16 protein-coding genes are annotated in these 15,103 nt (G+C 72.2%); 11 read left to right on the top strand and 5 right to left on the bottom strand.

The genetic code is table 11. From position 1 onward, the window contains the following. Window positions 1–24: 24 nt before the first annotated feature. The 8 genes from IEZ11_RS39500 (at window position 25) to IEZ11_RS39535 (ending at window position 7,636) form a co-directional block, all read left to right on the top strand. Window positions 25–1,410: an ABC transporter substrate-binding protein gene (locus tag IEZ11_RS39500; protein WP_189267854.1), complete on the top strand. Its 1,386-nt coding sequence runs from the start codon at window positions 25–27 to the stop codon at window positions 1,408–1,410. 17 nt (window positions 1,411–1,427) lie between these two features. Then, window positions 1,428–1,619 (top strand): ferredoxin, encoded by a 192-nt coding sequence (locus IEZ11_RS39505; RefSeq protein ID WP_189267855.1) that lies wholly within the window; start codon window positions 1,428–1,430, stop codon window positions 1,617–1,619. 33 nt (window positions 1,620–1,652) lie between these two features. Beyond that, window positions 1,653–3,023 (top strand): cytochrome P450, encoded by a 1,371-nt coding sequence (locus IEZ11_RS39510; RefSeq protein WP_189267856.1) that lies wholly within the window; start codon window positions 1,653–1,655, stop codon window positions 3,021–3,023. Further along, window positions 3,020–4,696: a thiolase C-terminal domain-containing protein gene (locus IEZ11_RS39515; RefSeq protein ID WP_189267857.1), complete on the top strand. Its 1,677-nt coding sequence runs from the start codon at window positions 3,020–3,022 to the stop codon at window positions 4,694–4,696. Before IEZ11_RS39510 ends, IEZ11_RS39515 begins: the two co-directional genes overlap by 4 nt. A gap of 16 nt (window positions 4,697–4,712) precedes the next feature. Then, complete coding sequence (locus tag IEZ11_RS39520; protein ID WP_189267858.1) at window positions 4,713–5,627, top strand: alpha/beta hydrolase; 915 nt, start codon at window positions 4,713–4,715, stop codon at window positions 5,625–5,627. After that, window positions 5,620–6,120: a DoxX family protein gene (locus IEZ11_RS39525; protein ID WP_189267859.1), complete on the top strand. Its 501-nt coding sequence runs from the start codon at window positions 5,620–5,622 to the stop codon at window positions 6,118–6,120. The genes IEZ11_RS39520 and IEZ11_RS39525 overlap by 8 nt, the downstream gene beginning before the upstream one ends. Before the next feature lie 16 nt (window positions 6,121–6,136). Further along, window positions 6,137–6,952 (top strand): NAD(P)-dependent oxidoreductase, encoded by an 816-nt coding sequence (locus IEZ11_RS39530; RefSeq protein ID WP_189267860.1) that lies wholly within the window; start codon window positions 6,137–6,139, stop codon window positions 6,950–6,952. A gap of 90 nt (window positions 6,953–7,042) precedes the next feature. Continuing rightward, complete coding sequence (locus IEZ11_RS39535) at window positions 7,043–7,636, top strand: TetR/AcrR family transcriptional regulator (protein ID WP_229713640.1); 594 nt, start codon at window positions 7,043–7,045, stop codon at window positions 7,634–7,636. Here the strand turns inward: IEZ11_RS39535 and IEZ11_RS39540 are convergent. Genes IEZ11_RS39540 through IEZ11_RS39550 form a run of 3 tightly spaced genes read right to left on the bottom strand, consistent with a single transcriptional unit; the run spans window position 7,612 to window position 10,264 of the window. Beyond that, window positions 7,612–8,463 (bottom strand): NAD(P)-dependent oxidoreductase, encoded by an 852-nt coding sequence (locus IEZ11_RS39540; protein ID WP_189267862.1) that lies wholly within the window; start codon window positions 8,461–8,463, stop codon window positions 7,612–7,614. The genes IEZ11_RS39535 and IEZ11_RS39540 overlap by 25 nt on opposite strands. Next, the gene (locus IEZ11_RS39545) at window positions 8,460–8,831 is read right to left on the bottom strand and encodes a carboxymuconolactone decarboxylase family protein (RefSeq protein WP_189267863.1); all 372 of its coding nucleotides are present in this window, start codon (window positions 8,829–8,831) and stop codon (window positions 8,460–8,462) included. The genes IEZ11_RS39540 and IEZ11_RS39545 overlap by 4 nt, the downstream gene beginning before the upstream one ends. Window positions 8,832–8,848: 17 nt before the next feature. Beyond that, window positions 8,849–10,264 carry an aldehyde dehydrogenase family protein gene (locus IEZ11_RS39550; protein WP_189267864.1) on the bottom strand — a complete coding sequence of 472 codons (1,416 nt, stop codon included), beginning with the start codon at window positions 10,262–10,264 and terminating at the stop codon, window positions 8,849–8,851. Window positions 10,265–10,400: 136 nt separating this feature from the next. Here IEZ11_RS39550 and IEZ11_RS39555 point away from each other — a divergent pair, with 136 nt between their 5' ends. From IEZ11_RS39555 to IEZ11_RS39565, 3 genes are read left to right on the top strand one after another with little or no spacing between them, the layout of a single operon-like run. Then, window positions 10,401–11,684, top strand: coding sequence for an aromatic ring-hydroxylating oxygenase subunit alpha (locus IEZ11_RS39555; RefSeq protein WP_189267865.1), 1,284 nt, complete (start codon window positions 10,401–10,403; stop codon window positions 11,682–11,684). Window positions 11,685–11,717: 33 nt separating this feature from the next. Further along, complete coding sequence (locus IEZ11_RS39560; protein ID WP_189267866.1) at window positions 11,718–12,047, top strand: hypothetical protein; 330 nt, start codon at window positions 11,718–11,720, stop codon at window positions 12,045–12,047. Then, on the top strand, window positions 12,047–13,309 hold the full coding sequence (locus IEZ11_RS39565) for a metal-dependent hydrolase family protein (protein ID WP_189267867.1): 1,263 nt from the start codon (window positions 12,047–12,049) through the stop codon (window positions 13,307–13,309). The genes IEZ11_RS39560 and IEZ11_RS39565 overlap by 1 nt, the downstream gene beginning before the upstream one ends. 344 nt (window positions 13,310–13,653) lie before the next feature. On the opposite strand, the gene IEZ11_RS39570 is transcribed toward IEZ11_RS39565, so the two are convergent. Together IEZ11_RS39570 and IEZ11_RS39575 are read right to left on the bottom strand one after the other, a co-directional pair. Then, window positions 13,654–14,388 (bottom strand): alpha/beta hydrolase fold domain-containing protein, encoded by a 735-nt coding sequence (locus IEZ11_RS39570; RefSeq protein WP_189267868.1) that lies wholly within the window; start codon window positions 14,386–14,388, stop codon window positions 13,654–13,656. Then, a complete protein-coding gene (locus tag IEZ11_RS39575) occupies window positions 14,378–15,097 on the bottom strand; it encodes an enoyl-CoA hydratase/isomerase family protein (RefSeq protein WP_189267869.1) in 720 nt (239 codons plus the stop codon). The genes IEZ11_RS39570 and IEZ11_RS39575 overlap by 11 nt, the downstream gene beginning before the upstream one ends. Window positions 15,098–15,103: the final 6 nt, after the last annotated feature.

Consider the following 15,103-nt stretch of genomic DNA (forward strand, 5'->3'; position numbering starts at 1 on the left):
GTCCGAGCCCTTCGAGGAGGCACCATGCGCAGGCTGCTGATCGGCGCGGTCACCGTGACCGCGGTGCTGCTGGCCGGCTGTTCCACGCGCTCCGACGACACCACCGGCTCCGACGCCGCACACGACGCGAGCCCCACCACGAGCGGTTCGGGCGCGGCGAGCGCCGACTTCGGCACGCTGAAGGACGTGTGCGGTCCCGGCACCGCCAAGTCCTCCACCTCCCAGGGCGTCACCACCGACAAGATCCAGGTGGGCGTGATGTCCGACATCGGCTTCACCAAGAACTCCGAATTCGTGGACGCCGCGAAGGTGTTCACCTCGTGGTGCAACGACGCGGGCGGCATCGACGGCCGCAAGCTCGTCGCCGTCACCCGGGACAGCAGGCTCACCCAGGTCCGCCAAGCGGTCCTGGAGGCCTGCAAGTCCGACTTCGCCCTCGTCGGCGGCGGCTCCGCGCTGGACAGCCTCGGCGTGCAGGACCGCCTGAAGTGCCTGCTGCCCAACTTCCCCGGCCAGTCCAGCCAGATCGGCGCCATCGGCTCCGACCTCCAGGTGATGGCCTCCCAGCCGGTCGCCGGGTACTTCCAGTACGCCGGCTACTACACGTGGCTGCTCAAGGACAAGTACCCGGACTCGGCGAAGAAGGTCGGCATCATCGCCGGTGACTCGCCCGTCACCAAGGTGATGTCCGCCCAGTTCAAGGAGGCGGTGGCCGGCCTCGGCGGAACCGTCTCGTACAGCGACCTCTACCCCGCGGCCGGTGTCTCCGACTGGACGCCGTACGCCCAGTCCATCAAGAACAAGGGCGTCAAGGGCCTGGTCTTCCTCGGCGACTTCGCCTCCCTGGCCAAACTCGAACAGGCCCTCACCAACATCGGCTACACACCCGACTGGATCGACGCCAACAGCAACGCCTACGGCCCGGCGTTCCTCCAACTCGCCGGAACCGCCCTGGCGAAGCAGCACAACTACGCCGAACTGTTCGCCACCGCACCACTGGAGAGCGCCGCCTCCAACCCGGCCACCCAGCAGGTCATCGACCTCTACAAGAAGTACGCGCCGGACAAGCAGGTCACCTACCCGGCCCTGCGCGCCTTCTCCGCCTGGCTGCTGTTCGCCACGGCGGCCCGCGACTGCGCCACCCTCACCCGCACCTGCGTGTACGACAACGCGGTGAAGAACACCGCTTGGACGGCGGGCGGCCTGCAGGCCCCGTACGACCTCACCGCGAAGGAGCCGACCAAGTGCTACTCCATCGTCGAGGCGACCGGTAAGGGCTGGCAGGCGGCCGACTTCCAGCCGGACCAGGGCGCCTACCGCTGCGACGCCCCCGTCTACAAGTACAAGGCCGACTACGGCAAGCCGGCCACCCTCGCGAGCGTCGGCAAGTCGATGGCCGACCTGAAGTGAAACCGGAGGCGAGACACATGAAGGTACGGGTCGACCCCGAGCGCTGCCAGGGCCACACCCTGTGTGCCATGAGGGCGCCGAAGGTCTTCGAGCTGAGCGAGATCGACGGGCATTCCTCACCGGTCACCGAGGACGTCCCCGCCGACCAGGAGGACGCGGTGGTCGAGGCCGTCCGCTCCTGCCCCGAACGCGCCATCGGCGTGTTCTGAGCCGCACCCGGCGGACCGAGAGGAATCCACCCCATGACGACCGCACCGGACGACACCGGCGACGAGGCCCGTAAACAGCCGCGGGTCCACTTCGACCGGCACGCCCCCGAGTACCGGCATCACTTCGAGGAGAAGACCCAGGAGTTCCACAGCGGCTGCCCGCTGGCCTGGTCCGACACCTACGGCGGTCACTGGGTCGCTGCCGGCAACCGCGAACTGCTCGCCTTCGCCCGGGCCGGGGAGAAGCTCTCCAACGACCACGACGTGCACGGTGAGCGCCGCGGCTACCAGGGCATCAACATCCCGGCCCCGGCGCGCGGCAGGGGCATCCGCGGCGGCTTCCTGGAGATGGACCCGCCCGAGCAGCGCGCCTACCGCACCTCTCTCAACCCCTATCTCTCCCCGGCCGCGATCAAGCGCTGGATCCCCTTCGTCGACGAGGTGACCCGGGCCTGCCTCGACGAACGGATCGAGAGCGGCCGGATCGACTTCGTCGACGACCTGGCCAACATCGTCCCCGCCGTGTTCACGCTCGCCATGATGGGCATCCCGCTGAAGAAGTGGGAGCTGTACAACGAACCGGCCCACGCCGGCGTCTACACCCCGCCCACCTCCCCCGAGATGGCCCGGGTGATAGAGGCCCACCTGGCGATGCTCAAGGACATCGGCGACACCCTCCAGGAGGTCCGGGAGTCCCCGCGCCCCGGCCTCGTCGACGCCCTCGTCCGCATGGAGTTCGACGGCACGGCCCCGGCGGAGACGGACCTGGTCGGCGCCCTCGCCCTGCTCATCGGCGGTGGCTTCGACACCACGACCGCGCTGACCGCGCACGCCCTGGAGTGGCTCTCCGCGCACCCGGAGGAACGGGAGCGCCTCAGCCGTGAGCGCGACACCCTCCTCGACACGGCCACCGAGGAGTTCCTGCGCTACTTCACGCCGGCGCCCGGGGACGGCCGTACGATCGCCGAGGACTGCGAGATCTCCGGGAAGGAGTTCAAGGAGGGCGACCGGCTCTGGCTGTCCTGGGCGATGGCCAACCGGGACCCGGCGGTCTTCGCCGACCCGGACCGCGTCGACCTCGCCCGCGGCGGCAACCGGCACACCGCCTTCGGCCTGGGCATCCACCGCTGCATCGGATCGAACGTGGCCCGTGCGGTCTTCAAGCGGATGCTGGTCCATGTCCTCGACCGCGTCCCGGACTTCGTCTGCGATCCCGAGGGCACGGTCCACTACGAGACCATCGGTGTCATCCAGGGCATGCGCCGGCTCCCGGCGACCTTCACCCCCGGCCGCCGGCTCGGCCCCGGCCTCGCGGAGACCCTGGAGACCCTCCAACGTGCCTGTGACGAGCAGGGGTTGGCTGAACCGGTGACGATTCGCAAGGCGGAGGCGAAGCTCCGTTGAGCACGCCCGACGAGAAGCCCGGAGCCGTCCGCCCCCGGCCCGTGACGACCCCGGAGACCGAGTTCTTCTGGACGTCCGGCCGCGACGGACGGCTCCGCTTCCGTACCTGCGGCTCCTGCTCGGCCCTGATCCACCCGCCGCAGCCCGTCTGCCGGTACTGCCGGAGCCGCACCGGCGGCCTCCGCGAGGTCTCGGGCCGCGCCACCCTCATCGGCTTCTCGGTCAACCACCGTTTCCCCTTCCCCGGTCTGCCCACCCCGTTCGTCGTCGCCCAGGTGGCGATCGAGGAGGACCCACGGGTCCGGCTGACCACCAACGTCGTCGGCTGCACGCCGGAGGAACTGCGGCTGGGCATGCGCATGGAGGTCGTGTTCGAGCAGGCCGACGACGTCTGGCTGCCCCTGTTCCGGCCGTGCGCCGAGCAGCCCCCGCCCGCGCCGCTGCCCACCGACGAACCCGCACCCGAACGCGTGCGGGAACACGTCCGCGCGGCCCCCGTACCGCACCGGTTCGAGGAGCGCGCGGTGATCAGCGGCGCCGGAGCCTCCCGGATCGGCCGCCGCCTCATGGTCCCGCCGCTCGAACTCACCGTGGAGGCCTGCGAGAAGGCCGTCGCCGACGCGGGGCTCGCCTTCGACGACATCGACGGACTCGCCACCTACCCGGGCGGCGGTGCCTACGGCGGCTTCGCCGAGGGCGGGATCACGGCACTGGAGTCGGCGCTCGGCATCCACCCCGTCTGGCACAACGGCGCGGGGGAGACCTTCGGCCCCGGCGGCTCGCTGATCGCCTCGATGCTCGCGGTCGCGGGCGGCCTGGCCCGGCATGTGCTGTGCTTCCGTACGGTCTGGGAGTCGACCCACGCGGAACTGCTGAAGCAGGGCAGGATCCGAGCCGCGCGACCGGCCGGCCCAGAGGGCTGGTTCAAGCCCTTCGGCGCCGTGTCCCCGGCGACGATGCTGGCGATGAACGCGCAGCGGCACATGCACCGCCACGGCACCACCCGCGAGACCCTCGGCTGGATCGCCCTCAACCAGCGCGCCAACGCGGCGCGCCACCCGGACGCGATCTACCGCGAGCCGCTCACCATGGACGACTACCTCTCCGCGCGTACCGTCACCACCCCCTTCGGCCTGTACGACTGCGACGTCCCCTGTGACGCCGCCACGGCCGTCGTCGTCTCCGCCGCGGAGACCGCCGCCGACCTCCCCAGGCCGCCGGTCCGCTTCGAGGCGGTCGGGACGCAGATCCTCGAACGCCCCGAGTGGGACCAGTCCACCCTCACCCACGAACCTCAGGTGCTCGGCCAGGCCGCCCACCTGTGGACCCGTACCGACCTGCGCCCCGCCGACGTGGACGTGGCCCTTCTCTACGACGGATTCACCTTCAACTGCCTGTCCTGGATCGAGGCGCTCGGCTTCTGCGGCATCGGTGAGGCCCGGGACTTCCTGGACGGCGGCAAGAACATCGCCCCCGACGGGGTACTGCCCCTCAACCCGCACGGCGGCCAGCTCTCGCACGGCCGCACCCACGGCATGGGCCTGGTGCACGAGGCGGTGCTCCAGCTGCGCGGCGAGGCCGGCGCCCGCCAGGTGGCCGGCGCGCGCACCGCGGTGGTCTCCAGCGGCGGCCTCACCCCCAGCGGCGTACTCCTGCTCAGGACGGACGGATGATCCCCAGGACGGTCGTATGACCTCGCTCGAACCCGAACTCACCCATGCGGTACGGCGGCTGGTGGCCGACGTGCACGCAGTGCCCGCCTCCGGGCTGCTGGCCGAGGTGCCGAACCCGCGGGCCGTGATCGTGGCCCTGCACGGGGGCGCCACCACCTCCGCCTACTTCGACCATCCGGGCCACCCCCGGCTCTCCCTGCTGCGCACCGCGGCCGCCGCGGGCTTCAGCGTGCTGGCCCTGGACCGCCCCGGCTACGGCAGTTCGGCCGGGTACGAGGAGCGGATGGGCACCCCCGAGCAGCGCACCGAATTCGCCTACGAGGCCGTGGCCGCGCTGCTGGACGGCGTGGAGCGCGGCCTCGGCGTGTTCCTCTGGGCGCACTCGGCGGGCTGTGAACTCACCGTCCGGATGGCGGGCGACCGGCGTGGCACGGACCTGCTGGGCGTGGAGCTCGCCGGGATGGGCCGCGTCCACCACCCCCGCTCGGTGCTGGCGATGGAGGAGTGGCGGCGCGATCCCACGCGCACCCGGCCCAACCTCCGCCGTGCCCTGTGGGATCCCCCGCACGCCTACCCGCCCGACGTGTACGGCGGGCGGCACATCGGCTCCCCCTCGCCCGCCTACGAGGGCCGGCGGGAGCGCTGGCAGGAGGAGTTCGCCCGGCTCTCGGCACAGGTGCCGGTGCCCGTCCACATCACCCTCGCCGAGCACGAGCAGGTGTGGGCCAACGGCCCCGAGGGGCTGGCGGACCTCGCCTCGATGTTCACCGGATCGCCCCGCGTCGTCGTGCACGAGCAGGCGGGCGCCGGCCACAACACCAGCGTCGGCCGTACCGCCCTCGCCTACCACCTGCACGTCCTCGCCTTCGTGGAGGAGTGCGCGCTCGCCGTCCAGGCGCTGCCCGCGGAGCGGCGGTACCGGGATGGGTGAGGCCTCGGACACGGCACTGCTCGCCGTACGGCTCGTGCTGGGCGCGGTCATGGTGGCGCACGGCTGGAACCACTGGCGCGGTCCGGGCGGGATCGACGGCACCGCCGGCTGGTTCGGCGGCCTCGGCCTGACCCGGCCCCGGCTGCAGGCCTGGCTGAGCGTCCTCACCGAACTCGGGGCGGGCGGCCTGCTCGCGCTGGGCCTGCTGACCCCGCTCGCCTGCGCGGCCGTGCTGTCGGTGACTCTCGTCGCGGGACTGCTCGCGCACCGGCCGCACGGCTTCTTCGTGTTCAAGGAGGGCTACGAGTACGTCCTCGTCCTCGGTGTCCTCGCGGTCGCGCTCGGCGCCTGGGGACCGGGCAGGTACGCGCTCGACACGGCGGCGGACATCACGGTCACCGGATGGACCGGGGCCGGTGCGGTGCTCGTGGTGGGCATGGTGTCCACCGCCGGGCTGCTGGCGCTGTTCTGGCGCCCGGGGAGGACGACCTGACGTGAGGAGGACACCCGTGCGCGTGGGCTTCATCGGACTGGGCAGCCAGGGCGGCCCCATGGCCCGGCGGATCGCCGGGGCGGGACACCGGACCACCCTGTGGGCGCGCAGACCCGCCACCCTCGCCCCGTTCACGGACAGCGGCGCCAGGACCGCCGGCTCGCCCGCCGAACTGGCCGCCGCGAGCGACCTGGTGTGCCTGTGTGTCGTCGACGACGCGGACGTCGAGCAGGTGGTCACCGGCCCGGACGGCGTCCTCGCCGGGCTGCGCCGGGGCGGGGTGATCGCCGTCCACTCCACCGTGCACCCCGAGACCTGCCGCAGGTTGGCGGCGGTGGCCCGGACCTCCGGTGTCGCCCTCCTCGACGCTCCGGTCAGCGGGGGCGGCCGGGCCGCGGAGCAGGGCACCCTGGTCGTCATGGCGGGCGGCGACCCGCAGGTCTTCTCCTACTGCCGACCGGTGTTCGAGACGTACGGCGATCCGGTCGTCCACCTCGGGCCGACCGGTTCCGGACAACTCGCCAAGATCCTCAACAACGTGCTGTTCACCGCCCAGTTGGGGCTCGCGGCCGATGCGCTGGGGGTGGCTGCCGCCCTCGGCCTGGACCGTGCCGAGCTCTCCCGGGTCCTGTCCTGCGCAAGCGCGGCCGGCTTCGCGCTGGACCGGGTGGCGGACGCCGGCGGCACCCTCGACCGCATCGCCGCCCACGCGGGCGGGTTGCTCGCCAAGGACGTCCGGCTGTTCGCCGACCTCGCGGACGCGGCCGGTGCCGGCACGGCGGCAACACTCCGCGGGGCCGCGCGCGCCGCCCTGGCCTCGATGGGTAATTAAGGGGGACTACCGGACGCCCTCTCGCCCTTGCGAGCCGTGCCTGCATAGTGTGGGCGGGCACCTCTCCAACGGCGGAAGGGGCCCCACGTGGTGTCCGCGAGGCGTCAGCAGATCCTGGAAGCGGCCCTGGAGGTCTTCGCCGAACGCGGGTTCAAGGGCACGTCGATCGACTCGGTGGCCGAGCGCGCCGGACTCACCCGGCAGGGCGTGCTGCACTACTTCCCCAGCAAGAAGCGGCTCCTGCTCGACCTTCTCGACTTCCGCGAACAGCTCAACCGGGAACACCTCGCGGGCCGCAGACTGGGGGAGGACTGGGCCGGCGACTTCGCCGAGGCCGTGGCGTTCGAACTCCGCCATCCCACGCTCGCCACCGTGCAGACGGTGGTCCTCGCCGAGGCCGTCACCGGTCAGGAACCGGCCTGCGGCTACGCCCGTGAACGCAGCCGGTCCCTCCAGGAGCACCTGACCGCCCATCTCGTCGAACGGTACGGGGAGCGGCTGCCCAGCGGCCTGGACCCGCGGACCGCGGCGGCCGCCGTCCTGGCCCTCATCGAAGGCGTCCACCAGCTCTGGCTCGTCGACCAGGACGCCGGGCGCTACCCCCGGATCGTGCGCGAGGCGCTGTCCGTGCTGCTCGGCACGGAGAGCGCCCCGGAAGCTCAACTGCCGCTGACGAACGGATAGATGCGGGTGAAGTCGACGCCCGGCTCGGCCGTGGCGAACGCCTCCCACACCGCCTCCGTGATGGCGCCGAGCGCCGCGGGCCCGTCCGTCTCGTCCACCTCGTGCAGATACAGCCGCAGGTCCTTGGCCATCAGCGAGTTGCTGAATCCCGAGGCGTAGCGACCGGTCAGCACCTCCTGCGGGAACTTGTCGATCGTGGCCCCGCTGCGACCGCTGGACGCGTTGAGTACCTCCAGCAGCACGGCCATGTCCACTCCTGCGGCCCGTGCGAAGGCCACCGCCTCGCTGGCCGCCGCGAGCGCGCTCGCGGACAGGAAGTTGTTGGCGAGCTTCAACGCCTGTGCCTGCCCGGGGCGGACACCGACCCTGCGCCTGCGGTCGCTCAGCCCCGCGAGCACCGGCTCCACCCGTGCGCAGTCGTCGTCGGAGCCGGAGTACATGACCATCAGGGTGCGCTTCCGCGCCCCCGCCACTCCGCCCGACACGGGCGCGTCGACGTACGACAGTCCGGTGGCGGCCAGGTGACGGGCGGCCGCCACTCCCACGGTGGAGGTGTCCACGACATGGGTGACCCGCCGGTCCCGCGCGGCGAGGAGCTCGCCCATGACGTTCCCGCAGGCCGTGCCGTCCGGCAGGCTCAGCACCACTGTCGCCACGGCTCGGGCCACGTCCGTCGGGTTGGGTGCCCAGCGGGCGCCGTCAGGGGTACGGGCCGGACCGGCGGCGTCGTACGCCATCACCTCGAAGCCGTCACGCACCAGGTTCGCGGCCAGCGCCCCGCCCATGTTGCCCAGCCCGATGAAGCCCACCACCCGGTTCCCGCTCACCCCGCCTCCCGCGCGGCACGCACCTGGCGAAGGATCCCCGATGCCTCGCTCCCGGCCGGCGCGCCGCAGTAGGCGGTCAGCTGGAAGAGGAGTTCGTCGATCTCGGCGTCGGTGACACCGGCGCGGGGTGCCGCCTCCAGGTGGACGCGGAAGGCACCCAGCCGGCCCGTCGCGGCCGTCATCGCCAGCACCAGCAGACTGCGGTCGCGTCTGCTCAGCGGCCCGCCACGGGCCCAGACGCCCCAGGCCGTCGCCGTCACGAAGTCCTGGTACCCGGCCGGCAGGGTGTCCGCGGCCGCCGTGCCGTCGTCGCCGATCACCTCACGGCGCACCGCCCGTGCGGCCCGCAGCCCTGCTTCGTCGTCCATCGTCATCCCCTCCGTGGTCAGCCCAGGCTCGCGCTGACGGTCTTGAGCTGCGCGTACTCGTACAGTGCCGCCAGGCCCTTCTCCCGGCCGTAGCCGCTGTGCCGGTAGCCGCCGAACGGTGTCTCGACCGTGAGCGGGCCGCCGTTCACCGCCACCTGTCCCGCCTCGATCCGCTCGGCGAGCCGCAGCCCGCGCGCCAGGTCGCCGCTCCACACCGCCGCCACCAGCCCGTAGTCGGTGTCGTTGGCCATGGCCAGCGCCTCCGCCTCGTCGCGGAAGGGCAGCGTGACCAGCACCGGTCCGAAGACCTCCGCTCGGGCGATGCGCGCTCGCGGGTCCACCCGGGCGTACACGGTGGGCCGGACGAACAGGCCGCGCGCCTTTGGCCCCCGCGGGTAGGGGCCGCCGCCGGTGGCGGGCGGCACCGGCGCGCCGGCCAGGAGGTCCAGCACCTGTGCGTACTGCGCCTCGGTGATCAGCGGGCCGAAGTCCACGCCGGGGCGCAGCTTCTCCACCGCCGTGACCACCCGGTCCACCACCTCGTCGTGCACGGACTCCTCGATCAGCAGCCGGGCGGTGGCCGAGCACACCTGCCCGGAGTTGGCCGCGACCGCCGTCACCGCGGCGGCCACGGCCCCGTCGAGGTCCGCGTCGGCGAACACCACCAGCGGTGACCTGCCGCCCAGTTCCAGCGTGACCGGGACCAGCCGACCGCCCGCCACGCCCGCGAGATACCGGCCGGTGGCCACCGACCCGGTGAAGGACAGGCGTCGTACGCCCGGATGGGCGGCCAGCGCCGCACCCGCGTCCGGTCCGGTGCCGGTGACCACGTTCAGCACCCCGTCCGGCAGACCGGCGCGGGTGGCCAGCCGGGCCAGGTGCAGCGTCGAGGCCGAGGTGAACTCCGAGGGCTTGGCCACCACCGCGTTGCCCATCGCCAGGGCGGGCGCCAGAGCCCGGCAGGCCTGGTTGAGGGGCAGGTTCCAGGGGGTGATCACACCGACCACGCCGTACGGCTCGTACCGCGTGTACGTGTGGGCGCCCGCCCCCTGCTCGATGACCCTCCCGTGTCCGGCGGCCCGTACTACCCCCGCGTAGTAGCGGAAGTAGGCCGCCGACATGTCGGCCTCCAGCCGCAGCTGCGCGGGGACCTTCCCGGTGCATTCGCGCTCCAGCCGCATCAAGGTGCCGGCGTCGGCCTCGATCGCGTCCGCGATCCGGTGCAGCACCGTGCCGCGCTCGGCGGGGGAGCGGGCGGCCCAGCCGTGCCGCGCCCGTTCCGCCGCGGCCACGGCGCGTCCGATGTCGGCCGGGCCGCCCGCCGCAACCTCGTCGCCGGGCAGCCGGGTGGCCGGATCGAGCGTCGCCAGCCAGGTGCCGCCCGCCGGTGCCTCGGGGCGGCCGTCGATCCAGTGGTCGTGGCGTGTCGTCAAGGGCGTCCTCCACTCGTGAGAAGCGCGGGACCGATGACTCGACCATAGGTTCCGTATGCAGAATACGGAAACGCTATTCTCCAAATCAGAGACGATTGTTATCGTAGGGCTGTCAACCGACCGGAGGTTCCCACTCATGGCGCACTTCCCGAAGCCCGCAGAGGGCAGCTGGACCGAGCACTTCAAGATCGGTACGGAACCGGTCTCCTACGCGGACTCGATCTCACCGGAGTTCTACGAACTGGAGCGGGACGCCATCTTCCGGCGGACCTGGCTGAACGTCGGACGGGTCGAACAACTGCCCCGCAAGGGCAGCTACTTCACCAAGGAGCTGGACGCGGCCCGCGCCTCCGTCGTCGTGGTGCGCGGCACCGACGGCGAGGTGCGCGCCTTCCACAACGTCTGCCGCCACCGCGGCAACAAACTGGTGTGGGACGACTACCCGCGCGAGGAGACCAAGGGCACCTGCCGTGCCTTCACCTGCAAGTACCACGCCTGGCGCTACGACCTGGAGGGCAAGCTCGCCTTCGTCCAGCAGGAGTCGGAGTTCTTCGGCGTCGACAAGTCGAAGTACGGGCTGCTGGCCGTGCAGACCGAGGTGTGGGAAGGGTTCGTCTTCGTCAACCTCGACCCCGACAACACCACGCCGCTGCGGGAGTACCTCGGCCGGTTCGCCCACGGCATCGAGGGCTACCCCTTCCACAAGCTCACCCAGGTGCACAAGTACCGCGCCGAGATCGGCAGCAACTGGAAGCTGTTCATCGACGCGTTCGCCGAGTTCTACCACGCGCCGATCCTGCACTCCGGCCAATACGTCTCCGAAGAGGCCGCCAAGATCAAGAAGTACGGCTACGAGGCGCTGTCCTACGACATCGACGGCCCGCACAGCATGGTCTCCTCCTGGGGCGGCATCGCCCCGCCGAAGGAGCGGGCGATGGTCAAACCCGTCGAACGGGCCCTGCGCAGCGGCCTGTTCGGACCCTGGGAGGCCCCCGACATCGGCCTGACCACCGAACAGCTGCCCCCGGCGATCAACCCCACCCGCAGCAAGGTCTGGGGCATGGACTCCTTCGTCTTCTTCCCCAACTTCATGCTGCTCGTCTGGCGGCCGAACTGGGTGCTGACCTACCACTACTGGCCGACGTCCTACAACACCCACATCTTCGAGGGCACCTGCTACTTCGTCCCGCCCGAGAACGCCTTCCAACGGCTCCAGCAGGAACTCGCGGTGGTGTCCTTCAAGGAGTACGGCCTCCAGGACGGCAACACCCTGGAGGCCACCCAGACCATGCTGGAGTCGCGCACCGTGGACGAGTTCCCGCTCTGCGACCAGGAGGTCCTGCTGCGCCATCTGCACGCCACCGCACAGCGGTTCGTGCGCGCCCACGAGCAGCCGGCGGCACCGGCCCCCACGTCCTGAGACGTCCACCGAGCAGACTTGGAGAGTGCAGAGATGACCACGGTCTTCCCCGCCGGGTTCCACGAACTGGAGCCGTTCGCGCACTGGGCGATCCAGGGCGAGCGCGCCCGCTACGCCAAGCGTGTCGCCTCCACCATGGAGGAGTTGCAGGCCTTCTACGACGTGGCGTTCCCGCTGCTGCAGAAGGGCACCGTGTATCTGGAGCAGGTCGGCATGGAGGGGATCGGCGAGCAGGACAGGAACCTCCTGTGGGCGTTCTGCTCGCTGGTGACCGTCGCCTTCCCGGTGGAGGCGTGGGGCCAGCCGAGGGTCCCGGACAGCGGTCCCGCCGGCATCCACGCCGTCGTCGAACCCGCCGTGTGATGGCGGGCCGGGAGACCACGCCACGGCCGCCCGTGCTCCTGCGGGCGGCCCGGCTCCTCGACGTCGACAAGGGCGAACTGGTCGAGCCGGGCGAGGTGCTGGTGGTCGGCGAGCACATCGCCGAGACGCAACCGGAAAGGCTGCCCGAGGGCACGGTCGTCCACGAACTCGGGGACGTCACCCTCATGCCGGGCCTGATGGACATGGAGGTCAACCTCTTCCTCGGCGGCCCCGACCACGGCAGCCCGCTGATCCCGGTACAGGAGGACCCGGCACTGCGCACCCTGCGCGCGGTCGCCAACGCCCGCCGCACCCTGCACCGCGGGTACACGACCGTACGCAACCTCGGTCTCTTCGTGCAGACCGGGGGCGTGCTCCTGGACGTGGCCCTGAAAAAGGCGATCGACCTGGGGTGGGTGGACGGACCGCGTGTGGTGCCCGCCGGGCACGCGATCGCGCCGACCGGCGGGCACCTCGACCCGACCATGTTCCAGGCGTTCGCGCCCGGCGTGCTGCCCCTGACCGTGGAGGAGGGCATCGCCAACGGCGTGGCGGAGGTGCGCAAGGCGGTCCGGTACCAGATCAAGTACGGGGCGAAGGTCATCAAGGTCTGCGCCTCCAACGGTGTCATGTCACACACCGGCCCGGCCGGCGCGCAGCAGTACTCCGACGAGGAACTGCGCGCCGTCGTCGACGAGGCGCACCGGGCGGGCCTCAAGGTCGCCGCCCACTGCATGGGGGACTCGGCGATCCGGTCCGCCGTCGAGGCCGGCATCGACTGCATCGAGCACGGCTTCCTCGCGAGCGACGCCACCCTCGACCTGATGGTGGAACGCGGCACCTTCCTGGTGGCCACCACGTATCTCACCGAGGGCATGAACACCGGGCACGCGGACCCGGAGCTGCGGGCGAAGGCCGCCGAGGTCTTCCCCCGCGCCCGTGAGTCCACCGCCCGCGCGATCCGGCGCGGGGTCAAGGTGGCCCTCGGCACCGACGCGCCCGCCATCCCGCACGGCAAGGGCGCCCTGGAACTGCTCGCGCTCGTCGACCGGGGCATGCGGCCGCTCCAGGCCCTGCGGGCCGCCACCACCGTCGCCGCCGAGCTGATCGGCGCCGACGACCGGGGCCGGCTGCGGCCGGGCCTGCTCGCCGACGTCATCGCGGTCCCCGGCGACCCGCTCGCCGATCTGTCCGTCACGGGGCGGGTGTGCTTCGTGATGAAGGGGGGCCGGGTGTACCGCGACGACATCCAGGGATCCTGACCGCCGTACGGGACCGGGACCGGGACCGCCGGTCGGCACCGCGCTGATCCAGGGGGACGGCGCGCGGCCGACCGGCGGTCCCGTCACGCCACGGACGACCGCACCCGCCCACCAGGCACCGACCGCCGACTCACCCCCCGAACGCCCCGGGCCGACTGCCGGGTGCCCGACCGGCCGGGGGTTTGTCCATGCCCCGGTCCGGGTTCGGCTGTGGGGTGTCGGCCTGGGATTCGGGTCTGGAGCGGTCCGGGGTCGGCTGTCGGATGTCGGTCCGGGGAGGAGCGGATGGCGGTGGCCCGGATGTGTGTCCGGGCCACCCTCGTCGTGCTTGTCGGCGGTGTCGTTCAGGTTCGCTGCGGTGTCACCAGGGCCGTCGAGCACCAGGTGCGCAGGAACGCCGCCGTCGCCTCCAGCTGCCTGAGGCCCTGTGCGGAGGAGTCCTCGTAGATCCGCATGTCGACCTCGACCCCCGAGTGCGCCGCGCGGGTCGCGAGGGACAGCGTGTCGTCCAGCAGCATCTCCGTCCCCGCCGCGTGCAGCTGGATCGGCGGCAGGCCGTGGAGGTTGCCGTGCAGCGGGCTCAGCAGGGGTTGGCTGCGCGGCGTCGTGCCCGCGTACGCGGCGGCCCGCACGGGCAGCGCCTCGGCGTCGAGCGTGCGGTCGGCGGCCGCGTTGAGCAGCAGACTGGACGCGCCCAGCGTGAAGTCCAGCACCGGCGACGACAGCACCGCACAGGACGGCGGAGTCGCCCCCTCGTCGCGCAGCCGCAGCAGCAGACCGGCGGCCAGGCCACCGCCCAGCCGCTTGCCGGCCACGGCCGCGGGACCCCGGTCACGACAGTGCTCCCAGGCGGCGTACACGTCCTCCAGGGCCTCGGGGAAGTGCAGCCGGTAGCGGGCGCACACGACCGCGTACCCGGTGTGCCGGGCCAGTTCGCGGGCCGTGGGCACGGCGTCCTGCGGGGTGCCCGCGAGCCGGGGGTCGCCGTGCAGATACAGCACGGTCCGCTCGACGGCCGCGCCCACCGGCCGTACCTCCGGCCCGAACGGCCCTTCCTCGACGTGGATCTCACCTGCCATGGGACATCACCTTCTCCGCCGCCTGCCAGTGTTCGTCGGACACCCAGAGCCGCGCGAAGGCCGCCGCGGCCTCCCGCGGCGGACGGGACCGGGTGGTCAGGCTTTTGATCTCGCCGGCCTGTGGGGTGGCGAGCGACCGCGCCAGCGCACGCCAGCCATCGGCGAACCCGGCGCGCGGCAGCACCAGGTCCACCAGCCCGAGCCGCTCGGCCTCGCCCGCGTCCAGCACGCGTCCGGTGCCCGCCAGCAGCAGCGCCCGGCCCGGTCCGACGAGCCGGGCCAGCCGCTCGGCGCCGCCCCACGCGGGCACGATGGCGAGCTTCGTCTGGTTGAAGCCGATGCGGATGTCGGCCGCGGCGACACGGATGTCGGCGGCGACCGCGACCTCCGCGCCGCCCCCGAAGGCGTGCCCGTTGAGCGCGGCCACCACCGGGCCGGGAAAGGCGGCGATCCGGTCGCACAACGCCCGCATCCGCAGCGCCATCCCGGCCGCCTCCTCCTCGGTGCGCAGGCGCGCCAGCTCCTTGAGGTCGCCGCCGGACACGAACGCCTTGTCGCCCGCGCCGGTCACCACCAGTGCCCGCGCCCCCTCGGCCGCGTCCAGAGCCTTGTCCAACTCGCCCATGGCGGCCGGGTCGATGGCGTTGCGGGCGTGCGGGCGGTCGATGGTGACGACGGCCAGGCCGTCCTCGATCTCCAGGTCAACCATGCGGGG

Source organism: Streptomyces fuscichromogenes (assembly GCF_014645815.1).
Lineage (GTDB): Bacteria > Actinomycetota > Actinomycetes > Streptomycetales > Streptomycetaceae > Streptomyces > Streptomyces fuscichromogenes.

Bases quoted from the DNA above. Each gene is read 5' to 3' on its own strand.
- IEZ11_RS39500 (WP_189267854.1), top strand. From the start codon at position 25: ATGCGCAGGCTGCTGATCGGCGCGGTCACCGTGACCGCGGTGCTGCTG.
- IEZ11_RS39505 (WP_189267855.1), top strand. From the start codon at position 1,428: ATGAAGGTACGGGTCGACCCCGAGCGCTGCCAGGGCCACACCCTGTGT.
- IEZ11_RS39510 (WP_189267856.1), top strand. From the start codon at position 1,653: ATGACGACCGCACCGGACGACACCGGCGACGAGGCCCGTAAACAGCCG.
- IEZ11_RS39520 (WP_189267858.1), top strand. From the start codon at position 4,713: ATGACCTCGCTCGAACCCGAACTCACCCATGCGGTACGGCGGCTGGTG.
- IEZ11_RS39525 (WP_189267859.1), top strand. From the start codon at position 5,620: ATGGGTGAGGCCTCGGACACGGCACTGCTCGCCGTACGGCTCGTGCTG.
- IEZ11_RS39545 (WP_189267863.1), bottom strand. From the start codon at position 8,831: ATGGACGACGAAGCAGGGCTGCGGGCCGCACGGGCGGTGCGCCGTGAG.
- IEZ11_RS39555 (WP_189267865.1), top strand. From the start codon at position 10,401: ATGGCGCACTTCCCGAAGCCCGCAGAGGGCAGCTGGACCGAGCACTTC.
- IEZ11_RS39560 (WP_189267866.1), top strand. From the start codon at position 11,718: ATGACCACGGTCTTCCCCGCCGGGTTCCACGAACTGGAGCCGTTCGCG.
- IEZ11_RS39565 (WP_189267867.1), top strand. From the start codon at position 12,047: ATGGCGGGCCGGGAGACCACGCCACGGCCGCCCGTGCTCCTGCGGGCG.
- IEZ11_RS39570 (WP_189267868.1), bottom strand. From the start codon at position 14,388: ATGGCAGGTGAGATCCACGTCGAGGAAGGGCCGTTCGGGCCGGAGGTA.
- IEZ11_RS39575 (WP_189267869.1), bottom strand. From the start codon at position 15,097: ATGGTTGACCTGGAGATCGAGGACGGCCTGGCCGTCGTCACCATCGAC.